General features: G+C 68.4%; 18 protein-coding genes and 1 tRNA gene. 10 read left to right on the top strand and 9 right to left on the bottom strand.

What is annotated here, in order from left to right:
- Positions 1-461 precede the first annotated feature (461 nt).
- Both AC32QD_RS05305 and AC32QD_RS05310 read left to right on the top strand, forming a co-directional pair.
- Complete coding sequence (locus tag AC32QD_RS05305; protein WP_492009442.1) at positions 462-1043, top strand: DUF1554 domain-containing protein; 582 nt, start codon at positions 462-464, stop codon at positions 1041-1043.
- A 149-nt stretch (positions 1044-1192) separates the two neighbouring features.
- Positions 1193-2203 carry an NAD(P)H-dependent flavin oxidoreductase gene (locus AC32QD_RS05310; RefSeq protein WP_492009443.1) on the top strand — a complete coding sequence of 337 codons (1011 nt, stop codon included), beginning with the start codon at positions 1193-1195 and terminating at the stop codon, positions 2201-2203.
- A 194-nt stretch (positions 2204-2397) separates the two neighbouring features.
- Here AC32QD_RS05310 and AC32QD_RS05315 read toward each other — a convergent pair whose 3' ends face one another.
- Positions 2398-3255, bottom strand: a complete 858-nt coding sequence (locus tag AC32QD_RS05315; RefSeq protein ID WP_492009444.1) for a hypothetical protein — start codon at positions 3253-3255, stop codon at positions 2398-2400.
- 23 nt (positions 3256-3278) lie between these two features.
- Positions 3279-5021, bottom strand: a complete 1743-nt coding sequence (ilvD, locus tag AC32QD_RS05320) for a dihydroxy-acid dehydratase (protein WP_492009445.1) — start codon at positions 5019-5021, stop codon at positions 3279-3281.
- A gap of 243 nt (positions 5022-5264) precedes the next feature.
- Here ilvD and AC32QD_RS05325 point away from each other — a divergent pair, with 243 nt between their 5' ends.
- Both AC32QD_RS05325 and AC32QD_RS05330 read left to right on the top strand, forming a co-directional pair.
- On the top strand, positions 5265-5468 hold the full coding sequence (locus AC32QD_RS05325) for a hypothetical protein (protein WP_492009446.1): 204 nt from the start codon (positions 5265-5267) through the stop codon (positions 5466-5468).
- Between the two features lie 104 nt (positions 5469-5572).
- Positions 5573-6499, top strand: coding sequence for a CPBP family intramembrane glutamic endopeptidase (locus AC32QD_RS05330; RefSeq protein ID WP_492009447.1), 927 nt, complete (start codon positions 5573-5575; stop codon positions 6497-6499).
- Between the two features lie 189 nt (positions 6500-6688).
- On the opposite strand, the gene AC32QD_RS05335 is transcribed toward AC32QD_RS05330, so the two are convergent.
- The 4 genes from AC32QD_RS05335 to AC32QD_RS05350 form a co-directional block, all read right to left on the bottom strand.
- Positions 6689-9637, bottom strand: coding sequence for a valine--tRNA ligase (locus tag AC32QD_RS05335; RefSeq protein WP_492009468.1), 2949 nt, complete (start codon positions 9635-9637; stop codon positions 6689-6691).
- Between the two features lie 64 nt (positions 9638-9701).
- Positions 9702-11183 carry a hypothetical protein gene (locus AC32QD_RS05340; protein ID WP_492009448.1) on the bottom strand — a complete coding sequence of 494 codons (1482 nt, stop codon included), beginning with the start codon at positions 11181-11183 and terminating at the stop codon, positions 9702-9704.
- A 36-nt stretch (positions 11184-11219) separates the two neighbouring features.
- On the bottom strand, positions 11220-12647 hold the full coding sequence (locus AC32QD_RS05345) for a TolC family outer membrane protein (RefSeq protein ID WP_492009449.1): 1428 nt from the start codon (positions 12645-12647) through the stop codon (positions 11220-11222).
- Positions 12648-12706: 59 nt separating this feature from the next.
- Positions 12707-13360, bottom strand: a complete 654-nt coding sequence (locus tag AC32QD_RS05350; protein WP_492009450.1) for a protein-L-isoaspartate O-methyltransferase family protein — start codon at positions 13358-13360, stop codon at positions 12707-12709.
- Positions 13361-13523: 163 nt separating this feature from the next.
- Between AC32QD_RS05350 and AC32QD_RS05355 the strand changes: the two genes are divergently transcribed.
- The 6 genes from AC32QD_RS05355 to aroQ all read left to right on the top strand — a co-directional run bounded on the left by AC32QD_RS05355 (position 13524) and on the right by aroQ (position 20264).
- Positions 13524-13597 (top strand) — tRNA-Cys (locus AC32QD_RS05355).
- A gap of 205 nt (positions 13598-13802) precedes the next feature.
- A complete protein-coding gene (locus AC32QD_RS05360; RefSeq protein WP_492009451.1) occupies positions 13803-15452 on the top strand; it encodes an ABC transporter substrate-binding protein in 1650 nt (549 codons plus the stop codon).
- Positions 15453-15562: 110 nt separating this feature from the next.
- Positions 15563-16498: an ABC transporter permease gene (locus AC32QD_RS05365; RefSeq protein WP_492009452.1), complete on the top strand. Its 936-nt coding sequence runs from the start codon at positions 15563-15565 to the stop codon at positions 16496-16498.
- Between the two features lie 14 nt (positions 16499-16512).
- The gene (locus tag AC32QD_RS05370; protein WP_492009453.1) at positions 16513-17715 is read left to right on the top strand and encodes an ABC transporter permease; all 1203 of its coding nucleotides are present in this window, start codon (positions 16513-16515) and stop codon (positions 17713-17715) included.
- 16 nt (positions 17716-17731) lie between these two features.
- Positions 17732-19789 carry a dipeptide ABC transporter ATP-binding protein gene (locus AC32QD_RS05375; protein WP_492009454.1) on the top strand — a complete coding sequence of 686 codons (2058 nt, stop codon included), beginning with the start codon at positions 17732-17734 and terminating at the stop codon, positions 19787-19789.
- Positions 19790-19826: 37 nt separating this feature from the next.
- Complete coding sequence (gene aroQ / locus AC32QD_RS05380; RefSeq protein ID WP_492009455.1) at positions 19827-20264, top strand: type II 3-dehydroquinate dehydratase; 438 nt, start codon at positions 19827-19829, stop codon at positions 20262-20264.
- 251 nt (positions 20265-20515) lie between these two features.
- On the opposite strand, the gene sauS is transcribed toward aroQ, so the two are convergent.
- The 3 genes from sauS to AC32QD_RS05395 are packed head-to-tail and all read right to left on the bottom strand — an operon-like array spanning position 20516 to position 24321.
- Entirely contained in the window at positions 20516-21916 is a 1401-nt protein-coding gene (gene sauS / locus AC32QD_RS05385; RefSeq protein ID WP_492009456.1) for an acylating sulfoacetaldehyde dehydrogenase, read from the bottom strand.
- Entirely contained in the window at positions 21916-23241 is a 1326-nt protein-coding gene (locus tag AC32QD_RS05390) for a malonyl-CoA decarboxylase (RefSeq protein ID WP_492009457.1), read from the bottom strand. Before AC32QD_RS05390 ends, sauS begins: the two co-directional genes overlap by 1 nt.
- 9 nt (positions 23242-23250) lie before the next feature.
- Positions 23251-24321: a tartrate dehydrogenase gene (locus tag AC32QD_RS05395; protein ID WP_492009458.1), complete on the bottom strand. Its 1071-nt coding sequence runs from the start codon at positions 24319-24321 to the stop codon at positions 23251-23253.
- Between the last annotated feature and the right edge of the window lie 563 nt (positions 24322-24884).

The following is a 24884-nucleotide window of genomic DNA, read 5'->3' on the forward strand; positions in this document are numbered from 1 at the left end:
CGGCGCGGACCGCGTTTCGCCTCGCCGATACGGCCAGGCGTGCCCCCCTGCACATGGCCGCATCGTGCTGGCGAAAGATCCCGCCCGCCCGCGCGGGCGCGGTCGCTGGTCTTGGCGGTGTTCTCCCGAAACGCGTCGGCCTTGTCCTCGACCGTCTATCATCTGACCGGCACCGATCCGTGCGGCCACCCCTATCTAGCACCGTGCGCAGCGTTTGCGGAAGACGGCCGTGGCCGGCGCCGCAAGCCGTTGCCCGGCCGCTGCCGCCTTCCCGCTTTCCCGATGCCGCAGACAGAGGTACACTGATACGCCGGGCCCGGGAGAGAGAGGGTATCCTGTGAGGCCCGCGGCATTTGGAAGCCGAACGGTATTGTCATCCCGCCGAGCGCCCCAGGCTCGTGGCGCCCGCCATTCTCGCAAGAGCGCTTCGGTGACGGTCACGGCTTCCGATGGAGGCTCGGATGTTCGGTCATCGTTCAGTCATTCACGGGCTTTTGTACGGGCTCCTGTTTTTTGGCCTGGCCGCCGCACCTGCGCTGGCCGGCGACCAGACGAGGACGGTTTTCGTCACGCATGCCAAGTATTCCGGCAACTTCGGCGGCATTGCCGCGGCGGACAGGATCTGCCAGGCGGAAGCCGACGCTGCGGCGCCCAAGGTCCCGCACGGCACCTATCTGGCCTGGCTTTCCGATGGCAAGGTCAGCCCCGATACGCGTTTCGCCAAGGCGAGCGTTCCCTATGTGCTGCCCGATGGAACGGTGATCGCCAAAGACTACGCGGACCTCACGGACGGCTCGCTGATGCACCAGATCGACATGGAGGCAACCGGGACCTCGGTGGGAACCCAGTATACCTGGACCGGAACCAGGGCGGACGGCACCTCGGTCGGTGACTGGCTGACCTGCAATGGCTGGAAGGCCGAGCCGCTGGGGGATTTCCACGGCACGGGCGGACGCACCGAGCGCACCGACAGTCTGTGGTCCAGCCGCATCGCGCGCGTCAGCTGCGGACGCCAGCACCGCTTCTGGTGCTTCCAGCAATAGCGAGCCGGGGACTGCGACCTGCGCGCGGGTCGGGACGGCGCGCAGCAATCCGAACCGGCCCGTCGCGGCAACAGCGCCCGATGATCGGAGCATGCCGGACACCCGACCGGCAACGTCGGGTCACCGTGGCACAATGGAGGGACGACACGATGCTTGAGACGCGCTTGACGGAACGTCTGGGACTGAGCCGCCCGATCATTTCGGCGCCCATGGCGGGGCAGAGCGGGGGCGATCTCGCCGCCGCGGTCTCGAATGCGGGAGGGCTCGGCACCTTCGGCGCCGTATCGCCGCTGGGCGCGCTCACGGTCAGCTATGTCGCCGACAACCTCGCGAAGGTTCGCGACGCGACCGACCGGCCGTTCGGCGTGGGGTTCCTCACGCCCTTCCTGGACGAGAACCGGGCGAATTTCGACTTCGTGCTCGACCAGGACGTGCCCGTCGTCCTGCTCTCGTTCGGCGATCCCCGCCCCTGGCTGCGGCTGATCAAGGCCGCGGGGCGCACCGCCCTGTGCCAGGTGCAGACCGTGGAGCAGGCGCGGATGGCCGTTGGCGAGGGCGCCGACGTGCTGGCGGTGCAGGGCGAACAGTCGGGTGGCCATTGCGGCGAGTTGAGCCTGCTGCCCTTCCTCGCCGAGGCGGCCGACGCGTTCCCGCAAACCCCGATCGTTGCTGCCGGCGGCATCGGCGACGGCCGCACGCTCGCCGCGGTTCTCGCCGCGGGTGCCGAGGGTGCCTGGATCGGCACTGCCTTCCGCGCGGTGCGCGAGTGCATGGAGACATCGCCGGAGGAGCGCACCGCGATCCTTCGCAGCGACGGGCGGGACACGGTGCGCACCTCGGTCTACGACATCATAGGCCGCCAGGCGCTGGGGGGCGGCACATGGCCCGAAGGCATCGCCCTTCGCGTCCAGAAGAACCCGACCGTTGAGCGCTGGACGGGCCGCGAGCAGGACCTCGCCGGACGCATTGCGGAGACGCCGGACGAGTACAGGCACGTCTGGGACGATCCCGCCTCGCCCGACTACGGCCACATCTTCGGCGAGGCGGCGAAGTTCGTCGCCGAGATCGAGACCGCCGGGGGCTTCATGGACCGGATCGTCGGCGAGGCCGAACGCCTGCTGTCGCGGTGGTCCGACAGCCCGGCGCCACCAGCCGCCTGAAGGACCGGGGACGACCCCGGGTCACAGGCCGGCTCAAGGCCCGAAGCGGACATATGGCAGACCGCCAGCCTGCGCGCCGCGCACCGGTCGGCCGACCGGTGCGGCATGCCGGCGCGACGGCTCCGAGGCGCTGCTGCGCCACTGGCGCTTCTCAACTCGGCTGCCCTGGCCCGCACGGCGCGCGACCGCGCCCCCTACCCCGGCCGGCGCGGCGCCACCGGCGCGGCCGCCGGCGCCTGGCGGCTGCGCGCGGTGCGGGTCCCCTTGCCGGCCGCCGCCGGCTCGGGTGCGATGTTCAGCCCGGCCAGAACCTGGCTTGCGATCTCGGGCCCGTCGGCGCCGGGGCTCATGTCGTTTGCCGCGCGCAGGGCCGCGATCTGCGAGGCCAGGAAGCCCAGCATCCGGTCGTCGCCCAGCGGCTTGGCGTTGAAGCAGCTCACCGTGACCAGCACCAGCCGGTTGTTGATCTCGGTGAAGGCGCGCCAGAAGCGCGGCGCGAAGATCGAGGCCGAGCCCTGGGCCCGCGTCTCCTCGACCAGCACATAGAGCGCCCCGTCGACCCGCTTGGCCGCGACCACCCGGCCCGTGCCGCCCTGCTCGCCCCGGCCCAGCAGCCGCCCGCCCGCCGGGGTGCCCAGGAGAGACTCGAACGCGGACATCGCCCCCGGCTTGCCCCCGAAGGCGGTCTCGCCCGAGACCGTGATGGTCAGGATCGCCGGGAAGGCGTTTGCGGTGGCATCGCCGCCGGGGTCCTCGGCCAGCGCCTTGACCTCGGTGCGCAGGCAGTCGGCCACCAGCGCGAAGGCCGAGCGCTTGGTCACCGACAGCGAGTCCTGGTCGAGGCAATAGCCCTTGGGCGGCACCACCGCGACCTTGCGCCCGTTCACTGCGAACACGGCGCGATGGTCGCCCTTCTCCAGCACGGCGAAGCCCACCTCGCCGTGGCGCCGCGCCAGCTCGGCGTTCTTGTTGCTGAAGCCGGGGCTGTCGCAGCCGGCGAGCGCCAGCACAGCCGCCAGGGCCGCCCACAATGCGATCGAACGCCGGCGCACCACCTGTCCCTCCCGCGCCCGCGTCAGATGTCGGCGTAGACGTGCCGCTCCCCGTCCTTGCCCGGGTGGGTGACCGCCCCGTCCTTGGTCGAGCCCACCAGCTGGGCGTATTTCCACAGTGCGCCCGAGCCGTACATGGTCTCGCGCGGGCCGGCCCAGGCGCGGCGCCGCTCGCGCAGCTCCTTGGCCGTCAGCTTGACCTTCAGCGCGCCCTTCTTCGCGTCCATCTGGATGATGTCGCCGTCGCGCAGCAGCGCGATCGGGCCCCCGACCGCGGCCTCGGGGCCGACATGGCCGACGCAGAAGCCCCGCGTCGCGCCCGAGAAGCGCCCGTCGGTGATCAGCGCCACCTTGCCGCCCATGCCCTGGCCCGAGATCGCGGCGGTGGTCGCCAGCATCTCGCGCATGCCCGGCCCGCCGCGCGGCCCCTCGTTGCGGATCACGATCACCTCGCCCGCCTGGTAGGCGCGCTTGCGGACCGCCTCGAAGGCGTCCTCCTCGGATTCGAACACCCGCGCGGGGCCCTCGAACTTCAGCTTCTTCATGCCGGCGACCTTCACGATCGCGCCCTCGGGCGCCAGGTTGCCCTTGAGCCCGACCACCCCGCCCCAGCTCGACAGCGGCTTGTCGACCGGGTGGATCACGCGGCCGTCGGCGCCGCGCTCGATCTCCTCGAGGTTCTCGGCCACGGTCTTGCCGGTCGCGGTGATGCAGTCGCCGTGCAACAGCCCCGCGCGCATCAGCTCCTTCATCACCGCCGGCACGCCGCCGGCCTCGTAGAGGTCCTTGGCGACGTATTTGCCGCCCGGCTTGAGGTCGACGAAATAGGGCGTGGTGCGGAAGATCTCGCACACGTCGATCAGGTCGAACTTGATCCCCGCCTCGTGCGCGATGGCCGGCAGGTGCAGCCCGCCATTGGTCGAGCCGCCGGTGCAGGCCACCACGCGCGCCGCGTTCTCCAGCGCCTCGCGGGTGACGATGTCGCGTGGGCGGATGCCGCGCGCGAGCAGGTTCATCACCGCCCGCCCGCTGGCCTCGGCATACTGGTCGCGGCTCTCGTAAGGAGCGGGCGCGCCCGAGGAGCTCGGCAGCGCCAGCCCGATCGCTTCGGACACGCAGGCCATGGTGTTGGCGGTGAACTGGCCGCCGCAGGCCCCCGCCGAGGGGCAGGCCACCGTCTCGAGCTTCTTCAGCGCGCAGTCCGACAGCGTCCCCGCCTGGTGCTGGCCGACCGCCTCGAACACGTCCTGAACGGTCACGTCGCGCCCCTCGTAGCGCCCGGGCAGGATCGAGCCGCCATAGAGAAAGACCGAGGGCACGTTGAGCCGCACCATCGCCATCATCATGCCCGGCAGGCTCTTGTCGCAGCCCGCCAGCCCGACCAGCGCGTCATAGGCGTGCCCGCGCATGGTCAGCTCCACCGTGTCGGCGATCGCCTCGCGGCTGACCAGCGACGAGCGCATGCCCTCGTGGCCCATGGCGATGCCGTCGGTCACGGTGATGGTGGTGAACTCGCGCGGCGTGCCGGCGGCCTCCTTGACCCCCAGCTTGGCCGCCTGTGCCTGCCGGCTCAGCGCGATGTTGCACGGCGCGGCCTCGTTCCAGCAGGTCGCCACCCCCACGAAGGGGCGGTGGATCTCCTCGTCGCTCAGCCCCATGGCATAGAAGTAGGACCGGTGCGGGGCGCGCTGCGGCCCCTCGGTCACGTGCCGGCTGGGCAGTTTCGACTTGTCGAAGCTCGGTGTCTTGGAGGTCTTGGCGTCCATGTCCCTCTGCGCCTCCCGCGGACAGTCCTGTGAGTCGGGCCAGAACCCTAACGATGGGGCGCGTGGTATTCCAGCGCTCATCGGCGCGCATTGCTCCCGCCCGGCAGGGAAATTTCGAAAGGGGAAGAAATTCCCGCGCCGCGGCACTACACTGTTGGGGGAACACCGCAGCCGTCGCCCACGCCCAAAGGACACAGCCAGGGCCACGCGGCGGCGCGGGCAGCCACGCCAAGGAGGCCGGCCATGGGAAAGCACCCGATCGACCACGACCGCAACGGCGACTCGAAGGCAGCCAGGGAATACGCCCGCGTCGAGCGCGAGCAGGCAGAGCCGATGTCCGACCCAAAGGTCAAGTCCATGACCCGCAGCGCGCATAGCGACGAGGACAAGTCGCTGCTCACGCGGCTGAGAAAGTTCTTGAGCATAGACCGGCAAGGGGCTGAATGACAAAGGCTTGCGGCGATGAGCAACTCTGACGTAATGTGACCTTCATGCCCGTCCCGGCCGGGGCGGGGTTCAACCCAGCGTGCGTTGTGGAGGTCGCGCCCCCCGTGTCCACGCCCCTCGAGTCCTATGTCGCCCCGGCGGGGGCGCGCCGCGGCTTCTGGCGGCCGGTTCTCGGCCTGCTGCTGATCCTCGCCATCTGGTTTGTGTGGACCGTGGCCGTGATGTTCGGCTACGCCGGCTACCTGATGCTCACGGGCGAGCCGCTGCGCGCGGCCATGCAGACGCTGGGCAGGCTGGTGCACAATGGCGGGGCGGACTCGGTGCTGTTCCAGCTCGCCACCTTCGTCGGCATCTGGCCGGGCGCCTGGCTGGCGGTGCGCCTCTTGCACGCCCAGCCCTTCCGCACCCTGTTCTCGCCCGAGTCGCGCATCCGCTGGCGCGACTTCTTCGGCGGCATCCTGCTCGCGGCGGTGTTCTCGTTTGCCTCGCTGGTGTTCGCGCTCACCGTCGTCGGCCTGCCCGAGCGCACCGACCTCACGCCCGGCGCCTGGGTCGCGACCTTCGTGCCGCTCGCCGTGCTGGTGTTCCTGCAGGCCTCGGGTGAGGAGATGATCTTCCGCGGCTACCTGTTGCAGCAGTTCGGGGTGCGCTTCCGCTCGCCGCTGATGTGGGCCGTGGTGCCGGCGCTGCTGTTCGGCTTCGCGCACTACTCGGGCGGCGTGGCGATGCACATAAGCTGGCACTACGTGGCGGTGACGGCGCTGTTCGGGCTGGCCTCGGCGGCGCTGGTGTGGCGCACCGGCAGCCTCGCCGCCTCGATGGGCCTGCACACCGGCATGAACCTGATCGCCATCTCCGGCATCGGCGTGAAGGGCGTGCTGCAGGGCGCCCAGCTCTATCTCTACGACCCCTCGCAGGCCGGCATCCTGTTCACCGCCGACGGCGTCACCACGGCGCTGATCCTGCTCTTGGTGCTCTCGCCGCTGTGCCCGTTCGGCCCGCGCCCGGCGCCGCTCGGCGAGCCGGGCTGAGACCCCGGCGGCGGGCCGCGTTAACTCCTCCAGGCGGAGTGGAGGAGTTAACGCGCCGGAAACCACGTTCGGGGCGCAAAGCGCGTCGCGCGCGACTTTCGTCGGATTAACGGATTTCAAATCCGGCGGAATGAAGCGCAATGTCGGCCCGGCGCCGCGGGGCATTTGCCGACTTTTTGTCGCCCCGTTTCAGGCCAGTTCGGCCAACCGCGCGCGTGCCGCCGCCAGCTTCTCGCGCTCGGCCTCGGCCCCGGCAAGGCGCTCGCGCTGCTCCTCGACCACCGCCTCAGGCGCGTTCGCCAGGAACTTCTCGTTGCCCAGCTTGGCGCTCAGGCTGCCGATCTCCTTCTCCAGCTTGGCCAGCGCCCGGTCGAGCCGCGCCTGCTCGGCCGCCACGTCGATCACCCCGGCCAGCGCCAGGTTCAGCGCGCAGTCCTCCAGCGCCACCGTGACCACGCCCTTGGGCGCCTCGTCGGCCACCTCGATGCCCGACAGCCGCGCCAGCCGCACGATCAGCGCCTCGTGGCGCATCAGCCGGCCGCGCACCGCCTCGCCGGCGCCGCTGACCACCAATCCGATCTCGGCCCCGCCCGGCACGTTCATCTCGGCGCGCACCGAGCGGATGCTGGCGATCACCCTGATGATCCAGCCAATTTCGGCGTCGGCCTCCTGGTCGGCCAGCTCCGCGGGCAGCTCCGGCCAGTCGGCGTGCACCAGCATGGTGTCGCGCTCGGCGATCTGGCCCCACAGCGCCTCGGTGACGAACGGCATGAACGGGTGCATGAGCTTGAGGCACATATCCAGCGCCCAGGCCGCGGTCGCGCGCGTCTCCTCGCGCGCCGCCGCGTCCTCGCCCATGAGCAGGGGCTTCGAGAACTCCACATACCAGTCGCAGAACACGCCCCAGACATGGGCATACAGCCCGTTGGCCGCGTCGTTGAAGCGGTATCCCTGCAGCGCCGCATGGGTCTGCGCCGCCACTCGCGCGGTCTCGCCGACGATCCAGCGGTTGAGCGTCTGGCTGACGCCGGCGGGGTCAAAGCCCTCGACCGGCTTGCACTCGTTCAGCTCGGCGAACCGCGCCGCGTTCCACAGCTTGGTGGAGAAGTTGCGATAGCCCTCGACCCGGTTCACCGACAGCTTGATGTCGCGGCCCATCGCGGCCATCGAGGCGAGCGTGAACCGCAGCGCGTCCGCGCCGTATTCGTCAATGATCTCAAGCGGGTCGATGACATTGCCGAGAGACTTCGACATCTTCTTGCCATGCGCGTCGCGCACCAGCGCATGCACATAGACATCGTGGAACGGGATCTGCGGGCGGCCCTTGGCGTCGGCCATGAAATGCAGCCCGAACATCATCATGCGGGCGACCCAGAAGAAGATGATGTCGAAGCCGGTGACCAGCACCGAGGTCGGGTAATAGCGCGCGAGCTCGGGCGTCTCGTCCGGCCAGCCCAGCGTCGAGAACGGCCACAGCGCCGAGGAGAACCAGGTGTCGAGCACGTCGGGGTCGCGGGTAAGCTGAATCCTCGCAAACTTTCGCCCATCAACTACCTGATAGACTTGAACCTCAAACCGAGGGTCGACGAATTCATCTATTTGGCGATACTCTCTTGGGATCGGCGCAACTAAGCGCTGATCGCGAATGGTAACTTCCACATCTCCATCAAATTTTTCTCTATAATACTTTCTCGCGATTTCAATAACTTCATCTTTTGTCTCAGCGCAAAAAGACTGGACTGCGCCCCAGGGCTGCATTCCAGCATCGAACTTTGGCCCATACCACACCGGGATCTGGTGCCCCCACCACAGCTGGCGCGAGATGCACCAGGGCTCGATGTTCTCCATCCAGTGGAAATAGGTGTTCTCCCAGGTCTTCGGCACGAAGCGCGTGCGGCCCGCGCGCACCGCCTCGATGGCGGGCCCCGCCAGCGTCGCCGCGTCGACGAACCACTGGTCGGTCAGCCAGGGCTCGATCGCCACCTTCGAGCGGTCGCCGTGCGGCACCACGTGCATTTCCTCGTCGATGCCGTCGAGCCAGCCCTGCTCCTCGGCCAGCTTCACGATCCGCCGGCGCGCCTCGTAGCGGTCCTTGCCGTGCAGGATCATCGCCTCCGGCGACGGCTCGCAGCCGTCGAGGAAGTCGGCGTTCCCTTCCAGCAGCATGTGAGCTTTCGCATCCATCACGTTGATCTGACGCAGATCATGCCGCTTGCCGACCTGGAAGTCGTTGAAGTCGTGCGCCGGCGTGATCTTGACCGCGCCGGTGCCCTTGGCCGGGTCGGCGTGCTCGTCGGCGACGATTGCCAGGCGCCGCCCGACCATGGGCAGGATCACGTCACGACCCACCAGCCCGGCATAGCGCGCATCCTCGGGGTGCACCGCCACCGCGGTGTCGCCCAGATAGGTCTCGGGCCGCGTGGTGGCGACCACCAGGTAGTCGCGCTCCTCCCACTCGACCGCCTTGCCCTCCTCGTCATGCGCCACCGGGTGGCGATAGCTCACGCCGTCGGCCAGCTTGTAGCGAAAGCGCCACAGCTTGCCCTTCTCCTCGACCTGCTCGACCTCGAGGTCCGAGATCGCGGTCTCGAAATGCGGGTCCCAGTTCACCAGCCGCTTGTCGCGGTAGATCAGCCCCTCCTCGTAGAGCCGCACGAACACCTTGAGCACCGCCCGGCTCAGCCCCTCGTCCATGGTGAAGCGGTCGCGCGACCAGTCGCACGACGCCCCCAACCGCTTGAGCTGGTTGAGGATCTTCCCGCCCGAGTCGTGCTTCCACGCCCACACCTTGTCGACGAAGGCGGCGCGCCCCATCTCGCGCCGGCTGGCATTGCCCGCCTCGGCGAGCTGGCGCTCGACCACCATCTGCGTGGCGATGCCGGCATGGTCGGTGCCGGGCTGCCACAGCACGTCGGCGCCCTGCATCCGCTTCCAGCGCACCAGGATGTCCTGCAGCGTGTTGTTGAGCGCGTGGCCCATGTGCAGCGAGCCGGTGACGTTGGGCGGCGGGATCACGATGGCGAAGGGCTCGGCGCCCGGCCGCGCATTGGCGCCGGCGCCAAAGCAGCCCTCCTCCTCCCAGCGGGCGTAGATTTCCCCCTCGGCCGAGGCCGCGTCGAAGGTCTTGTCCATGCTCAGGCTCGCTCGTCGCTGCGGGCGGTCTCATACCCCGCGGCGCGCACGAGGAAAAGGGGCACGCGGCTCAGTGCCGGCGCAGCATGGCGTGCGTCACTTCCTCGCGGATCATCCGGCGGATATTGGCCGACAGCCGCTCGCCCAGATCGCCCGACAACTCGTCGCGGATCATCTGGCGCACGATCTCCCGCACCTCCCCCTCCCCCAGCCCCGCGCCCGGCGCGTCCTCGGGGGCCGCACCGGCCGCCGGCTCCTCGCCGGTGTCGACCGGCGATTCGGCCTCGTCGGTGGCGCCGTCCGGGCCGTCGTCAGTCGCGGCAGGCGCCGCCTCTTCGGCAGGCTCCACGGTGTCCGGCTTGTGCGCTTTCGCATCCTCGGCCTCGGCCGCATCGGGCCCGGCCGCCGCGGTCTCGTGGGCGGGTGGCGCCTCCGCAGCGGGCCGGTCCTCTTCGGGCGCGGCCACGGCAAGCTCCTCAACTTCCATCTCGCTGGTTCCGGGTTCCGCTGCTGCAGGTGCCTCCTCGGGCTCAGCCTCCCCGGCCTCGGCTTCCTTGGGGTCTGCCTCCGCCGCTTCAGCCTGTTGCGGTTCAACCTCGTCGGACGCGTCGTCGGAGACCGGGACCGGCGCGTCTCGGTCCTCGGCAGCCTCCTCCACTGTTTCCGCCTCTCCCGCCGGTTCGGTGTCCCCAGCGTCGTCAGCGTCGCCCGGCTCCTCCAGCCGCCCGCGCAGCGCCGCGACTAGGGCCGCGCCCTCGTCGATGGCCTCGTCGACGGCCTCGCCCTGGCCTTCGGCTTCCTCGTCGTCGTCGCCACCTTCGGCGGGCGCCGGATCGGGGTAGTCGCCGGGCCGCGGGAACAGGGGCACGGCGCTGGGCGCCGCCTCTTCGTCCGCTGTGCTGCCCTCGGCCGCCGCCGCATCCTGCGCGTCCGGACCGGCCTCGGTGGCCATGTCCTCGCCCCCGGTCAGGTCCTGCCCTTCGGGTGCAAGCGCCTCCGCGTCCTCTGCCTCACGCGGCCCGGCCGTGCGCCACAGCTCACTGGTGCGCCAGGGGAAATCCGATTCGGTTTCCTCGCCTTCGGCGGCCGGTGCGGCGCCGAAGCTCGCGGTCCACGCATCCTCCGAGGTGGTCAGCCGGTCCCCAGGCTCGTCGTCGCCGAGGTTGTCGCGCACGCCACGCAGCCTCGCCAGGATCGCCTCTTCTTCCGGATCGGTCTCGGAGCCGGCCGCGGCCTCCTCGCCGGGGCCCGTGGGAGCGGTCAGCGTCAACTCGTCCTCTTCGTCATCGGCGCGGGCACCTGGTTGGGCCGCAACCGCCTCCATGGCGGGGCCCAGCACCAGCTCGTCCTCGCTGTCCTCGCTCGTCTCCAGGTCGGGCGCGGCAGTCGGGTCCGCCGGTTCCTCGCCGATGGCAGCCCCGGTTTCGACCTGCCGTTGCGCCGCCTGCTCAGCCGGTGCCTCCGCGGCTTCCTCGCCATGGCTCCAGCGCCCGAACAACCGGGCGATTGCGGAAACCACTCCGCCCCCGCCGGAATCGGCCCTGCCTGTCATGCTGGCACATCTCCTGTCGTGATCACCCGTCAGCCCTCACGGGTGCAGCGTGAACTTCCAGACCGTGTCGTCGGTCTTGTCGTAACCGAAATTGCGATTACGCACCGACTTGTAATAGCCGGCGGCCGATGCGGTTTGGCCCACGTCGAGGCCCAGATGCTTGACCGTGAGCTTGCCGATCGCCGCCAGCAGCGTGTAGGAGGCGACGTATTCGTTGCGCTGCGCCTGGATCAGGCTCGCCTTGGCGTTGAGCACGTCCTGCTCGGCGTTCAGCACGTCGATGGTCGTGCGCGCCCCCACCTTCGCTTCCTCGGTCACGCCCTGAAAGGCCAGCTGGGCCGCCTTCACCTCGAGGATCCCGGCCTTGATCGAGGCACGCGCCACCTGCAGGTCGGCCCAGGCGACGCCCACGCGCTGCACCGCCGCGCGCATCTGCGAGGTGATCTGCGAGGAGGCCTGCTCGGCCGAGGCCTGCGCCTCGCGCACCCGCGAATAGTTGCCCCCGCCGGACCAGATCGGGACAGTCAGGAAAATCCCGACCGCCGCGTCCTGGAGCTGCCGCGCGCCGCTGCTCATATCGGCGTTGGCGGACTGGACCGTGCCCTGCAGCGACAGCTGCGGCAGGAGCGCGCCCATGGCCGCACGCACGTCGCTGCCCGTGGCCTTGCGCTCGAGCTGCGCCGCGGCGATGTCGGGGTTCTCCTGCAAGGCTATGGCGACGGCGTCGCTCTGCTTGGCGGGCAGGTCGGGCAGCGGCGGTGGTGGCGCCAGGTTGCCGGGCGCTGTGCCGACCACCTGGCGGTATTGCTCACGCGAGGCATCGAGCGAGCCGCGCGCCGCCGCCAGGCCGCTGCGCGCCGCAGACAGTCGCGCGCGGGCCTGCTCGACATCGGTGCGCGTCACCTCACCCACCTGGAAGCGCTCCTGCGCCGCGCGCAGCTGCTCGTTGAGCACCCGCACGTTGTTTTCCGAGACCGAGACCAGCTGCTCGTCGCGGCGCACGTTCATGTAGGCGGTCACGGCGTCTAGCAGGACCTTCTGCTCGGTCGAGGTCACGACCGCATCCTGCTCCGAGATCCGCGTCTCGGCGGCCTTGACCGAGTTTTCCACCTGCCCGCCCGTGTAGAGCGGCTGGATCGCGGTCAGAGACACGCTGTTGGGGAAGATGAGGTCATAGCGACCGACACCTTGCACCAGCTCCTGCTGGCGACTGAGCTCCTGGTAGCGCGCGGTGATGGAGGCGTCGCCGCTGAGCTGCAGCCGCCCCTGGGCCCGCGCCTGCACCGCGCGCTCGGCCTGGATCTTCACGTTCGCCCGCGCTGCCGCGAGGTCGGGGCTGTTCTTGTAGGCGGTCACCAGCGTATCGGACAGCGACTCGGCCCGGACCCCGCCGGCCACGCAAACAACACCCACCACCAGCGCGGCCGCGCGCGCGCCACGGCCAAGGTCCACAAGCAGCTTCATGCCCCGGTTCCCCTCCTCGGGAAGGCGATCCTTCCGGATCGAGCCTAACGCAAATTGCCCTAGAATGCGAACTCCGCCGGTTTCTCGAAACCCTTGAGCACCGGCGCATCGGCCTCGAACACGAAACGCCGCGAGACACCGTTTCCGGCGCGCGTCAGCACGCAGCACTTCCCCAGCCCGCCCTCGCGAAACAGGGCCACCAGGCGCCCGCCCTGCTTGAGCTGGCCGACCAGCGCGTCGGGCAGCGTCTCCACCGCCCCGTTGACGAAGATCACGTCGTAGGGGCCGTGATCGGGGTCGCCTGCCGCCGGGTCGCCCTGCGTCACCACCGCGTTGTCGACCTCGAGCTCCACCAGCAGGCCCTGGGCCTGCTTGGCCAGCTCGCCGTCGGGCTCGACCGCCACCACGGCTTCCGCCATCCGCGCGATCACCGCCGCCGAGTAGCCGGTCCCCGGCGCCAGGTCGAGCACCAGGTCTTGCGGTTCGATCGCCGCGGCCTCCAGCATCTTGGCCAAGGTCCGCGGCAGCAGCATGACGCGCCCGGGCGCGAGCGCGATATCGGTCTCGGCATAGGCGATGTCGCGGCGCGCCCGCGGGACGAACCGCTCGCGCGGGGCCCAGAGCATGGCGTCGATGAGCGCGTAGCTGGTCACGTCGGCGGGCCGCACCTGGTTGTCGACCATCGTCCGGCGCGCGGCGGCGAAGTCTGTCATGCGCGTGCTCCGCTTGTGCTTGTGCTTGCGATTGCCCGGGTTGATTGCCACATCGCTCGCAGCCGCGCAAGAAAGCAGCGCGGTGGGTATCGGCAGCGGATGCCGCCCTTGCTTTCCGCCGGGGGCCGATCTATGGCTCTCGGCGTTTGCCGGCCCGGGGCATGGCGACGTGGCGGAGTGGTTACGCAGCGGACTGCAAATCCGTGTACGCCGGTTCGATTCCGGCCGTCGCCTCCACCCGGCCGGGCCCTTCTCGCGCCAAATCGCCGACAAATCCGGCCGGAATGTCGGGCAAGCGACACAAAATGTCGCGTAGATGTCCTGACGCGCCAATCAATTCCCCTTGATACTCCCCCTAGCGCAGCTTTTCACCCTTGGCCGCGCCGCCGCACCGTGTTTAGTTGAGCGCGGACAACGAAAAGAACCGGGTTGGGAGGACCTCATGACCAAAATGATGATGACGGACCGGCCGCTGCACCCGATGGCCGAGCCGGCCGCCGAGAGCTTCAAGGCAGGAAGGATCAGCCGCCGCGAATACATGGCCACGATGGCCGCGCTCGGCGTGACCACGGCCGGCGCCTATTTGCTCGGTGGCATCGCGCCGACGCCGGCGGTCGCTGCCGAGCAGCCGAAGAAGGGCGGCAAGATGCGCATTTCCATGAACGTCAAGCCGTTCAAGGATCCGCGCACTTTCGACTGGTCCGAGATGGCCAACGTCGCGCGGCAGTGCAACGAGTACCTGGTGCGCTGGAAGCGCGACTTCAGCTTCGAGGGCCGGCTGCTGGACGGCTGGGAGCTGAGCGACGACGCCAAGACCTACACGCTGAAAATCCGCAAGGGCGTGAAGTGGTCCAATGGCGACGCGTTCAACGCCGACGACGTGATCTTCAACATCACCCGCTGGTGCGATGCCACCGTCGAGGGCAACTCGGTTGCGGCCCGTATGGGCAGTTTGGTCGACAAGAAGACCAAGAAGCTGCGCAAGGGTGGCGTGGAGAAGGTCGACGACCACACGGTCCGGCTGCATCTCGTCGAACCCGACATCACCCTGATCGCGGGCGTGTCCGACTATCCGGCGCTGATCATGCATCGCAGCTATGACGGCAGCAACGACCCGATGAAGGCCTTGGCCATCACCACGGGCCCTTGCGAGCTGGTGCGCTGGAATGTCGGCGATGGCGCCGAGGTGCGGCGCAAGAAGACGCCCTGGTGGGGCGGCGAATTCTGGCTCGACAGCGTCCAATGGATCGACCAGGGAACCGATCCGGTCCCGATGATCTCGGCATTCGAGGCCGGGGAGGTCGACGGCGACTACCAGACCACGGCCGACTCCCTGCCGCAGATGGAATCGATCGGCATGATCAACTCGAAGATCGCCACCGCGTCGACCATCGTCATCCGCTTCAACGTCAAGAACAAGCCCTATGACGACCAGCGGGTCCGTCGGGCGGCGCAGCTCGCCGTGGACAACAACGTCATCCTGCAACTCGGCTACGACGGCAACGGGGCAGTCGCGGCCGACCACCATGTCGGCCCGATGCATCCCGAATATGCCGATATCGGGCCGGCCGTGCGCGACGTGAAAAAGGCCATGGCGCTGTTGAAGGACGCGGGCCAGACCAACCACGTGTACGACATCATCTCGATCGACGACGACTGGCGGCGCAACACCACGGATGCCGTGGCCGCGCAGATGCGCGACGCCGGCATGAAGGTGAAGCGTACCGTGATTCCGGGCTCGACCTTCTGGAACGACTGGACCAAGTACCCGTTCTCCTCCACCAACTGGAATGCCCGGCCGCTGGGCGTGCAGGTCTATGCGCTCGCCTACATGACCGGGGCGGCCTGGAACGAGACGGCATGGTCGAACGCGGACTTCGACAAGGGGATGCAGAAGGCCCTGGCGACGCCGAACCCCGACAACCGGCGCAAGATCATGGCCAACCTGGAGAAAATTCTCCGCGAGTCCGGCATCATCATCCAGCCCTACTGGCGCAATATCTATCGCTCGTATCGCAAAGGCGTGCACGGCTACGAGGCACACCAGGCGTTCGAGCAGCATCTCGATCTGGTCTGGCTGACGAAAAGCTGACCTGCGAGGCCGGGCGGAGCAAGGTCCGCCCGGCCCCCGACCGGCCGCGGCGTAGTCCGCGCAAGACTTGAAAAGAGCATCGCCGGCGCGGGCATCACAGGGGGAATCACATGTTGATGTTCATTCTGCGCCGGGTTGGGACGATGCTCTTGACCATGGTGGCGCTGACGCTGCTGGTCTTCTACCTCGTCAATCTGCCGGGCAACCTCGAGAAGCTTGCGAAAACCGAGGGCAACATGCGGATGACCGACGCCGAGGTCGCCGGGTGGCTGCATAACCACGGCTTCGATCGCCCGTTCTTCCTGCGCTACGGCGAATGGATCGCCGGCACGGTCCAGGGCGACATGGGCTACTCGCGCGTCTTCCGCAAGCCGGTCAGCCAGGTGATCGGCGAGCGGCTGGGCTATACCGGCATCCTGATGTTCTGGGTGATGCTGGTGATGGTGCCCTCGGCGCTCATTCTGGGCATACTTGCGGGCATGCGCGAGGGCTCAAAGCTGGACCGAACACTCTCGGTGGCGGCGATCACCTCGACCTCCGCCCCCGAGTACGTCACCGGCATCCTGTTCACTGTCATCTTCGCCAGTTGGCTCAAATGGTTCAGCGGCATCGCGCGCGCCGGAGATGTGACGTTTCATAACTTCACCCTGCCCGTCATCACCATGGCGCTCTACGGCATGGGCTATATCGCGCGGCTGACCCGGGCCTCGATGGTCGAGGTGATGACCTCGCAATATATCCGGACCGCCCGGCTCAAGGGGCTCAAGTTCCGCACCGTGGTCATAAAGCACGCGCTCAGGAACGCGCTGATCACGCCCTTCACGGTGATCATGCTGCAGTTCCCGTGGCTGCTGACCGGCGTGGTGATCGTGGAGGCGATGTTCAACTACAAGGGCTTCGGCTTCGCCCTGATCTCGGCGGCGGGCAACAACGACATCGACCTACTGCTCGCCATCTCGTGGGTCGCGGTGGTCGTGGTGCTGGCAACCCAGCTCATCTCGGACATCGGTTATGCCTATCTGAACCCACGCATCCGGGTGCGTTAAGGCAGGGGGACGACATGCCTCATTATATCGGCCCCGGCCAGATCATTCTCGACACGATCATACGCTTCTGGCCCACCTGGCTGGCCATCGCCGTGACACTCACCGGGGGCTGGTTCATGCGCGAGCGGCTGGGCACCTTCGGCCGGCTCTACGACTCGCGCATCGGCATGGCCGGGCTGATCATCGTGCTGTTCTGGATCTTCACGGCCATCTTCGCGCGCGAGATCGCGGTGATCGGCCCGCTGGACCAGTCCTTTGCTCCCGGGATCAAGCGCGGGCTGCCGGGCGTCGTCGACGCCAAGGCGGGCATCGTCTTCCTGTGGGGAGGCGACAACCTGGCGCGCGACATATTCAGCCGCATCGTCTACGGCAGCCGAATCGTGCTGGTGATCGCCCCGGCGGCCACGCTGATCGCCTACATGGTCGGCTGCACGCTGGGGCTGCCCGCCGGCTACTATCGCGGCTGGACGGACACGATCACCTCGTTCCTGGCCAACATGATCCTAGCCTTCCCGGTGATCCTGCTGTTCTATCTGCTGGTCACGCCCGAGGTGCGCAATCCGCGGCCGCTCGACCTCGGGATCGTCACCATTCCGTGGTCGATCCCGATCTTCATGGCGGGAGTCTTCTTCATTTTCCCTATCATCTTCCTCTGCACGGCCTTCTTCACGAAATACGAAAGCAACCGTATCAAGACGGCCATCTACCTGCTGGTGACCCTCTTGATCGGCGCCTGGGCCTATACGGGGCTGGTTTTCAATAGCGACCCCTTCGGCGTGCTGTCGCTCGACTCGAACCAGCTGAACATCTTCGCCGCAGTGGTCTTCGCCTCCAGCCCCGGCGTGTTCCGCATCGTGCGGGGCCTGACCATGGACATCAAGACGCGCGACTACGTGGCCGCCGCCCAGACGCGGGGCGAGCGGCCGTGGTACATCATGCTGTGGGAAATCCTGCCGAACGCGCGCGGGCCGCTGATCGTCGATTTCTGCCTGCGTGTCGGCTACACCACGATCCTGCTCGGGACGCTGGGATTCTTCGGCCTCGGGCTTGCGCCCGAAAGCCCCGACTGGGGCTCGATGATCAACCACGGGCGCCCCTTCGTGCGCCTGTTCGACACCGCGCATATCGCGCTGATCCCGGCCCTGGCGCTGATGAGCCTTGTGCTTGGGCTGAACCTGCTCGCCGACGGGCTCCGTGAGGAATCCCTGAAGGACTGAGCGCTGGGAGGACGAGATGACCGAACCGATCCTGGACATCGAGGACCTCAACGTCTCGTTCTACACGCGCAAGGGCGAGATCCCGGCGGTGATGGACTTCTCGATGACCGTGCTGCCCGGCGAGACCATGGGCCTCGTCGGCGAATCCGGCTGCGGCAAGTCCACCGTATCGCTGGCCATCATGCGCTATCTCGGTCAAAACGGGCGCATCAAGTCGGGCGCGATCAAGTTCCTTGGCCGCGACATGGCCACTATGTCCGAGGAGGAGCTGCGCGGCCTGCGCGGCTCGAAGATCTCCATGGTCTACCAGGAGCCGATGGCCTCGCTGAATCCGGCGATGAAGGTGGGCAAGCAGCTCACCGAGGTGCTGACCATCCACGAGGGCATCGCCGAGAGCGAGGCCATGAAGCGCGCCGCCGAGATGGTCTCGGCCGTGCGCCTGCCCGACCCCGACCGCATCCTCGGCGCCTACCCGCACCAGCTCTCGGGCGGCCAGCAGCAGCGCATCGTGATCGCCATGGCGCTCCTGTCCAAGCCGCAGCTGCTGCTGCTCGACGAGCCGACCACGGCGCTCGACGTCACCGTCGAGGCCGGCATCGTCGATCTCATCAAGGAGCTGGCCAAGGAGTTCGGCACCTCGATGCTGTTTGTCAGCCACAACCTGGGGCTGATCCTCGAGACCTGCGACCGGATCACCGTGATGTATTCGGGCGAGGCGGTTGAGGAAGGCGACATCGACACCGTGTTCAACCGCATGCGCCACCCCTATACGCAGGGCCTGCTGCGCTCGATCCCGATCCCGGGCGCCAACAAGTACGCGCGCCCGCTGGTGGCGATCCCGGGCCAGTTGCCGCTGCCGCACGAGCGCCCGGTGGGCTGCAACTTCGGCCCCCGCTGCCCGCATTTCCGCGACAAGTGCGATGCGGGAGCGATCCGGATGTTCGATCTGGGCCAGCGCCACCGCAGCCGCTGCTGCCGCATCAGCGAGATCGACTGGGGCGCGGACGTCGAGGGCATCGAGGCCGAGGAGCCGATCGAGTCCGGCGACGTCGTGCTCACCGTCGATCATCTGAAGAAATACTACGCCGTCTCCGGCGGCATGTTCGGCGGCGGCGACAAGCGCCTCGTCAAGGCCAACGAGGAGCTGACCTTTGACGCCCGCGAGGCCGAGACGGTGGCCATCGTTGGCGAGTCCGGCTGCGGCAAGTCGACCTTCGCCAAGGTGCTGATGGGGCTCGAAACAGCGACCGAGGGTGGCATCTCGCTCGGCAACCTCGACATCGGCCATCTGCCGGTGGACAGGCGCGGCCCGCGCATCGTCAGCCAGGTTCAGATGGTGTTCCAGAATCCGTTCGACACGCTGAACCCGTCGATGACGATCGGCGACCAGATCATCCGCGTCCTCGATATCTTCGACATCGGCAAGAACACCGCCGAGCGGCGCGCGCGCATGCTCGAACTTCTGGACCTGGTGAAGTTGCCGCGCGAGTTCGCCGACCGCATGCCGCGCCAGCTTTCGGGCGGGCAGAAGCAGCGCATCGGCGTGGCCCGCGCCTTCGCCGGGCACCCGAAGGTGGTGGTGGCCGACGAGCCGACCTCGGCGCTCGACGTCTCGGTGCAGGCGGCGGTCACCAAGCTCCTGACCGACATCCAGCGCGAGAGCCGCACCACGATGCTCTACATCAGCCACGACCTCAGCGTGGTGCGCTATCTCGCCGACCGGATCGTGGTGATGTACCTGGGCGAGATCATGGAGCAGGGGCCGACCGAGCAGATCTTCTCGCCGCCCTACCACCCCTATACCGAGGCGCTGCTCTCGGCGGTGCCGATCGCCGATACCCATGTCAAGAAGCGCCATGTGGTGCTGGAGGGCGAGATTCCCTCGCCGCTCAAGCGGCCAAGGGGCTGCCCGTTCCAGACCCGCTGCTCGTACTACATGCAGGGGACCTGCGAGCAGCCGTTGCCGCAAAAGGACATGGGCGGCGGGCATATCATCGCCTGCCACCTGCCCGAGGACCGGCTGCGGGCGATGAAGCCGGTGATCGAGGTTGAGCCCAGCTCCGCCGCCGAGTAGAAGGGCCCGTCGGTCCCCTCAAGCCAAGGCGCGGCGCATGGCCAAGTCGGTCTTCCTGCTGAACGGCCCGAACCTCAACCTGCTCGGGACCCGCGAGCCCGAGATCTACGGCCGCGAGACGCTGTCCGATCTCGAGGCGCGGGCCGGCAAGCGCGCCGAGGCGCACGGGCTGGCGCTGGTGTTCCGCCAGTCCAACCACGAGGGGGAGCTGGTCGGCTGGATTCAGGAAGCGCGGACCGAGGCAGCGGCGCTGATCCTGAACGCGGGGGCCTACACCCACACCTCGGTCGCCATCCTCGACGCGCTGAAGACGCTGGAGATTCCGGTGATCGAGTTGCACCTGTCGAACCCGGCGCGCCGCGAGGGGTTTCGGCACCGCTCCTACGTGGCGCTGGGCGCGACGGCGGTGATCGCGGGGCTGGGCCCGGCGGGCTACGAGCTGGCGGTGGACGCGGCGGCCGGCATGATCGGCTGAGCGGTCCGGACCCGCATCTCCCCCTACCCCGACCGGGTGAAACCATGTCCGTGAGCGGGTGTGCACATTGCACACGGCCCTAAGTGCTTGATATCAATTAACTCGTCTAGCGAACCGGTTTTATGGTTAGCAAGGGGTGAACGAGTGTCCCCCGACCCGGACGCGATCCGAGAGCCATCGAGCCAGGGGACGTGCCCCGGGGCATGGGATCCGGGGGCACGAAGTCTGGGGGCACGAGGTCCGGGAGTCGGCTATTTCCCGTACTTCTCCCAGTAGGCTGCGAACAGCGCCTGCTCGCTCGGCTTGTCCTCGGGAATCGTTGTCACGAGGTGGGTGATGTTGATGAAGTGCCGCCAGTTGAGGTTCTCGGAGATCGAGTTCCCCGCCCAGGTGCCGCAGCCCATCGACAGCGTGAAGGGGAGCGCGTTGTCGAAGCTGCCGCCATTGCCGAAGGTATGTGCCTGATTGACCAGCACGCGCACCACGTCGAGCGTCTCGGCCAGCTCGCGAGCGCGCTCGGGCCGCGCGGTGTGGATGCCGCAGGAATGGCCCATGCCCTCGTGCGCCAGAATGTCGTGGACCAGTTGCCTCGCATGGGCGAAGTCGCGGGCGCGATAGACGGTCAGCACCAGCGAGAGCTTCTCGCCCGAGAGCGGATAGTCGTCGCCGACGCCCTCCTCCTCGACCATGACGAAGCGTGCCGCCGCGGCCTCGGGGCCGAGGCCGAATGCATCCGCGAGCACCGGCATGTCCTTGGCGATCAGCCGCCGGTTCAGCTTGCCCCCCTGCCACAACGTGCCGACGATGTGCGCGCGTGCCGCGCGCGGGGCGAGCACCCCCCCGGCCCGCCCGAGCGCCGCGATGGCGTTGTCATAGACCGCGTCAAGCAGGATCACCGCGTTCTCAGACGAGCACGAGGTGGCGTTGTCGAAGGTCTTCGAGGCCGCGATCTTGGCCGCGGCATCGTCGAGGTCCGCCGTCTCGTCCACGATCACCGGCACATTACCCGCGCCCACGCCGATCGCCGGCGTGCCCGAGGAATAGGCGCGGCGCACGTTGTTCTGCGAGCCGGTCACCACCACAAGATCGGCCTCGCGCATGAGAGCCTGGGTCGCCGCCTTGTCCACCGACGCGTCCAGGATCTGCACCAGGTCGGGGTCGAACCCGGCGCGCTCGAGTTCGGCGCGCGCCAGCTCGACGAAGCGCGCGCCCGTGGCATGGCCCGCAGGCGAGGGCGCGATGATCACCGCGTTGCCGCCCTTGATCGCCATCATCGCCTTGTTGGCCGGAGTGGCCGCAGGGTTAGTCGAGGGGCAGACGGCGGCCACCACGCCCACCGGCTTGGCCCATTTCACCAGGCCCCGGGCGGGGTCCTCCTCGATTACCCCGACGGTCTTCGCCCGCATCAGGTCGCGCAGGGTGCCGAAGGTCTTGCGCTGGTTCTTCACCATCTTGTCGGCGACGTTGCCGAGCCCGGTGTCCGCGACCGCCAGCTCGGCCAGCTCGCGCGCGTGGGCGGGCTTGTAGATCGCCCAGGCGACGGCGGTCACGGCCTCGTCGATGCGCGCCTGGCTCGCCCCCTTGAGCGTCGCCATCGCGGCGCGCGCCCGCGCCACCTGCGCGGAGATGGGGTCGCGGCTTTCGGCATCCATCAGGCGGCTCCCTTGCGGGCCGTGCCGGCCAGGCCGCGGACGCGGCGCGAGGCGGCGACCCGGCCTTCGGCGACATAGGCTTCGTGGTGCTCTTCGATCCGCTCGAGGTCGTAGAGGTAGTTGACCATGATGCCGAGCCCCTGGGCCAGCCCCTTCTCCGAGCCGTCGCCCATCCAGTGGATGTCGAGCAGGCTGGCGCCGTTGCCCAGATGGAAGCGCGCCACGGCGTCTACCGGCTGGCCGTCCTTGCGCTTGGCGAGCACGAAGTACTCGGCGGCCAGTGGCACCAGCAGCGCCTTGAGCTCGGCCTCGCGCTTGGGGTCTTCCCGCCAGTCGCTGGCCTCGGCAATCGCCATCGCCCGCGCCGCCGGCAGGTCCGGGTCGCGCCTGGCCTCCTCGCCCAGCCAGCGCGCGAAGCCGGGCGCCGGCGAGAGCGTGACGAAGGTCTCGAGCCTGGGCAGATCGTGGGCGAGGTCGGAGGCCACCTGCTTGATCAGGAAGGCGCCGAACGAGACGCCGCGCAACCCGGTCTGGCAGTTCGAGATCGAGTAGAACACGGCCGTGGTCGCATCATTGGGCCGCACGCGCGCGCGCTCGGGCGCCAGCAGATCGGCGATCGAGCCGGGCACCTCGCGGGTCAGCGCCACCTCGACGAAGACCAGCGGCTCGTCCGGCATGGAGGGGTGGAAGAAGGCGAAGCAGCGCCGGTCGGCGGGCTCGACCCGGCGGCGCAGCTCCTCCCAGGAATCGATCTGGTGCACCGCCTCGTAGGCGATGATCTTCTCCAGGATCGCCGCCGGCGTGCGCCAGTCGATCGGCCTGAGATAGAGGAAGCCGCGGTTGAACCACGACGAGAGCAGGTGGCGCAGGTCCGTGTCGACGCGGGCCAGGCCGGGGTCGTGGTCCATCAGCTTGAGCAGGTCGGCGCGCATGTTCACCAGCCGCCGCGTGCCCTCGGGCGCGATGTTGAGGCGGCGGAACAGCTCCTGCCGGGGTGGCTCGGCGGTCCGGGTCAGCGCCATCAATGCCTCGGAGGTGCGCTCGGCGGCGTAGCGGGCAACCGCCTTCTCCAGCGCCTTGAGATCGAGGTCGTAGTCCTTGGCCAGCATGTCGAAGAAAGCCTGCTGGCCCTCGGCGTCGAGCTGCTGGTAGCCGTCCAGGATGCGTGCGGCCAGCGCCACGCCGGTCGCCTCGCCCTTCGAGGACAGGAGGTTCGCTGCGTGGTCGGCCAGGGTCTGCGGCGTGACGCGCTCCGAGCCGCGCCAGTCGATCAGCCGCGCGCCGCGCTCGATTACCGAGGAGAGAAGCTCGTTGAAGGCTGGCATGGCGTTTCCTCAGCCGCGTGTGATGGCGTCGGCGACGGCGCGGCCGACATCCTCGGTGCGGGCGCTGCCGCCGAGGTCGCCGGTGCGCGGCGCTTCCGGGTCGCTGAGCACGGTCTCGATACCGCGAATGATCGCCGCGGCGGCGTCGGGCTCGCCCAGGTGCTCGAGCATCATGGATGCCGACCAGATCTGGCCGATCGGGTTGGCAATCCCCTGCCCCGCGATGTCGGGCGCCGAGCCGTGCACCGGCTCGAACATCGAAGGGTGGACGCGCTCGGGATTGATGTTCGCAGCGGGCGCCACGGCGATGGTGCCCGTTACTCCGGGGCCGAGGTCCGAGAGGATGTCGCCGAACAGGTTGGTGGCGACGATCACCTGGAAGCGCTCGGGCTGCATGACGAGGCGCGCGGCCATGATGTCGATATGGTGCAGCTGGGTGTCGATGTCAGGGTACTCCGCGGCGATCGCCTGGAAACGCTGGTCCCAGTACGGCATGGAGACGAAGATGCCGTTCGACTTGGTCGCCGCGTCGACGCGCGTCTTGCCCTTTGCCCGCGCCAGTTCGAAGGCGTGGCGGATGATCCGGTCGCAGCCCTTGCGGGTGAAGATCGCCTCCTGCACGGTGAATTCGCGGTCCGTGCCGGCGAACATGGTGCCGCCGATCTGGCTGTACTCGCCCTCGGTGTTCTCGCGCACCACCCAGAAGTCGATGTCGCCGGGGGTCTTGTCGCGCACCGGCGGGGTGATTCCCGGCAGGAGCCGCACGGGGCGAAGGTTCACGTACTGGTCGAACTCGCGCCGGATCGGGACCAACAGGCCCCACAGCGACACGTGGTCGGGCACGCCGGGAAAGCCCACCGCACCGAGGAAGATGGCATCGTGGTCCCTGAGCCGCTCGATGCCGTCGTGCGGCATCATGGCGCCGGTCGCCTTGTAGCGCTCGCACGACCAATCGAGGCGGTTGAACTCGAAGCGGGCGCCGGTCAGCGCGCCGGCCGCCTCGAGCGCGCGCAGGCCCTCGGGCATCACCTCGTTGCCGATCCCGTCGCCGGGAATCACCGCGATGCGGTATGTCGCCATGCCACTCTCCCGCCGCCACGTTCGGGCGGACGATAGCCGATGCGTACGCGCCGGGGAACGGGGGTGGAGCACGGTCGCACGAAGGATTTGATAGGAGATGATTCGGCGCTGGCCGAATCGCCGGCCGGAAATGTCCCGGCCCTGCCACCTGAGTCGGGCCTTCGCGGCGCTGCGAGCCCGAAAATCGCCCCCGCAAGGCGGGCCCGATGTCCCCGTCAACAAATTTTCACAGTCCGTTGCGCGGCAAGTGAAGCTTTCGATTTTCCCCATTATTCACAGGATGTTATCCACAAAAAAGTTGCGTCCCTGCACTGATTTCCGTTGCAAGGGCACGACTTAACGGCGATCCTTCTCTTGCGCACCGAGGGATCTCACGGTCCTGAGCGGCGCCGGCCAGGAAGCCCTCGGGTGGAATGGCTGGACCGGGAAAGCCCGCCGGGCGGACCGGTCAGGTGATCGGAAGACCTTCGGGTCGGTCGGTCAAATGATCGGAAAGGCCGCAGGCCGGATCGGTCAGGGAGGCGTCAGGGTTGCCCGCGAGGGCACGCAGCGAAGACTCCGCG

Source organism: Thermohalobaculum sp., from assembly GCF_058622915.1.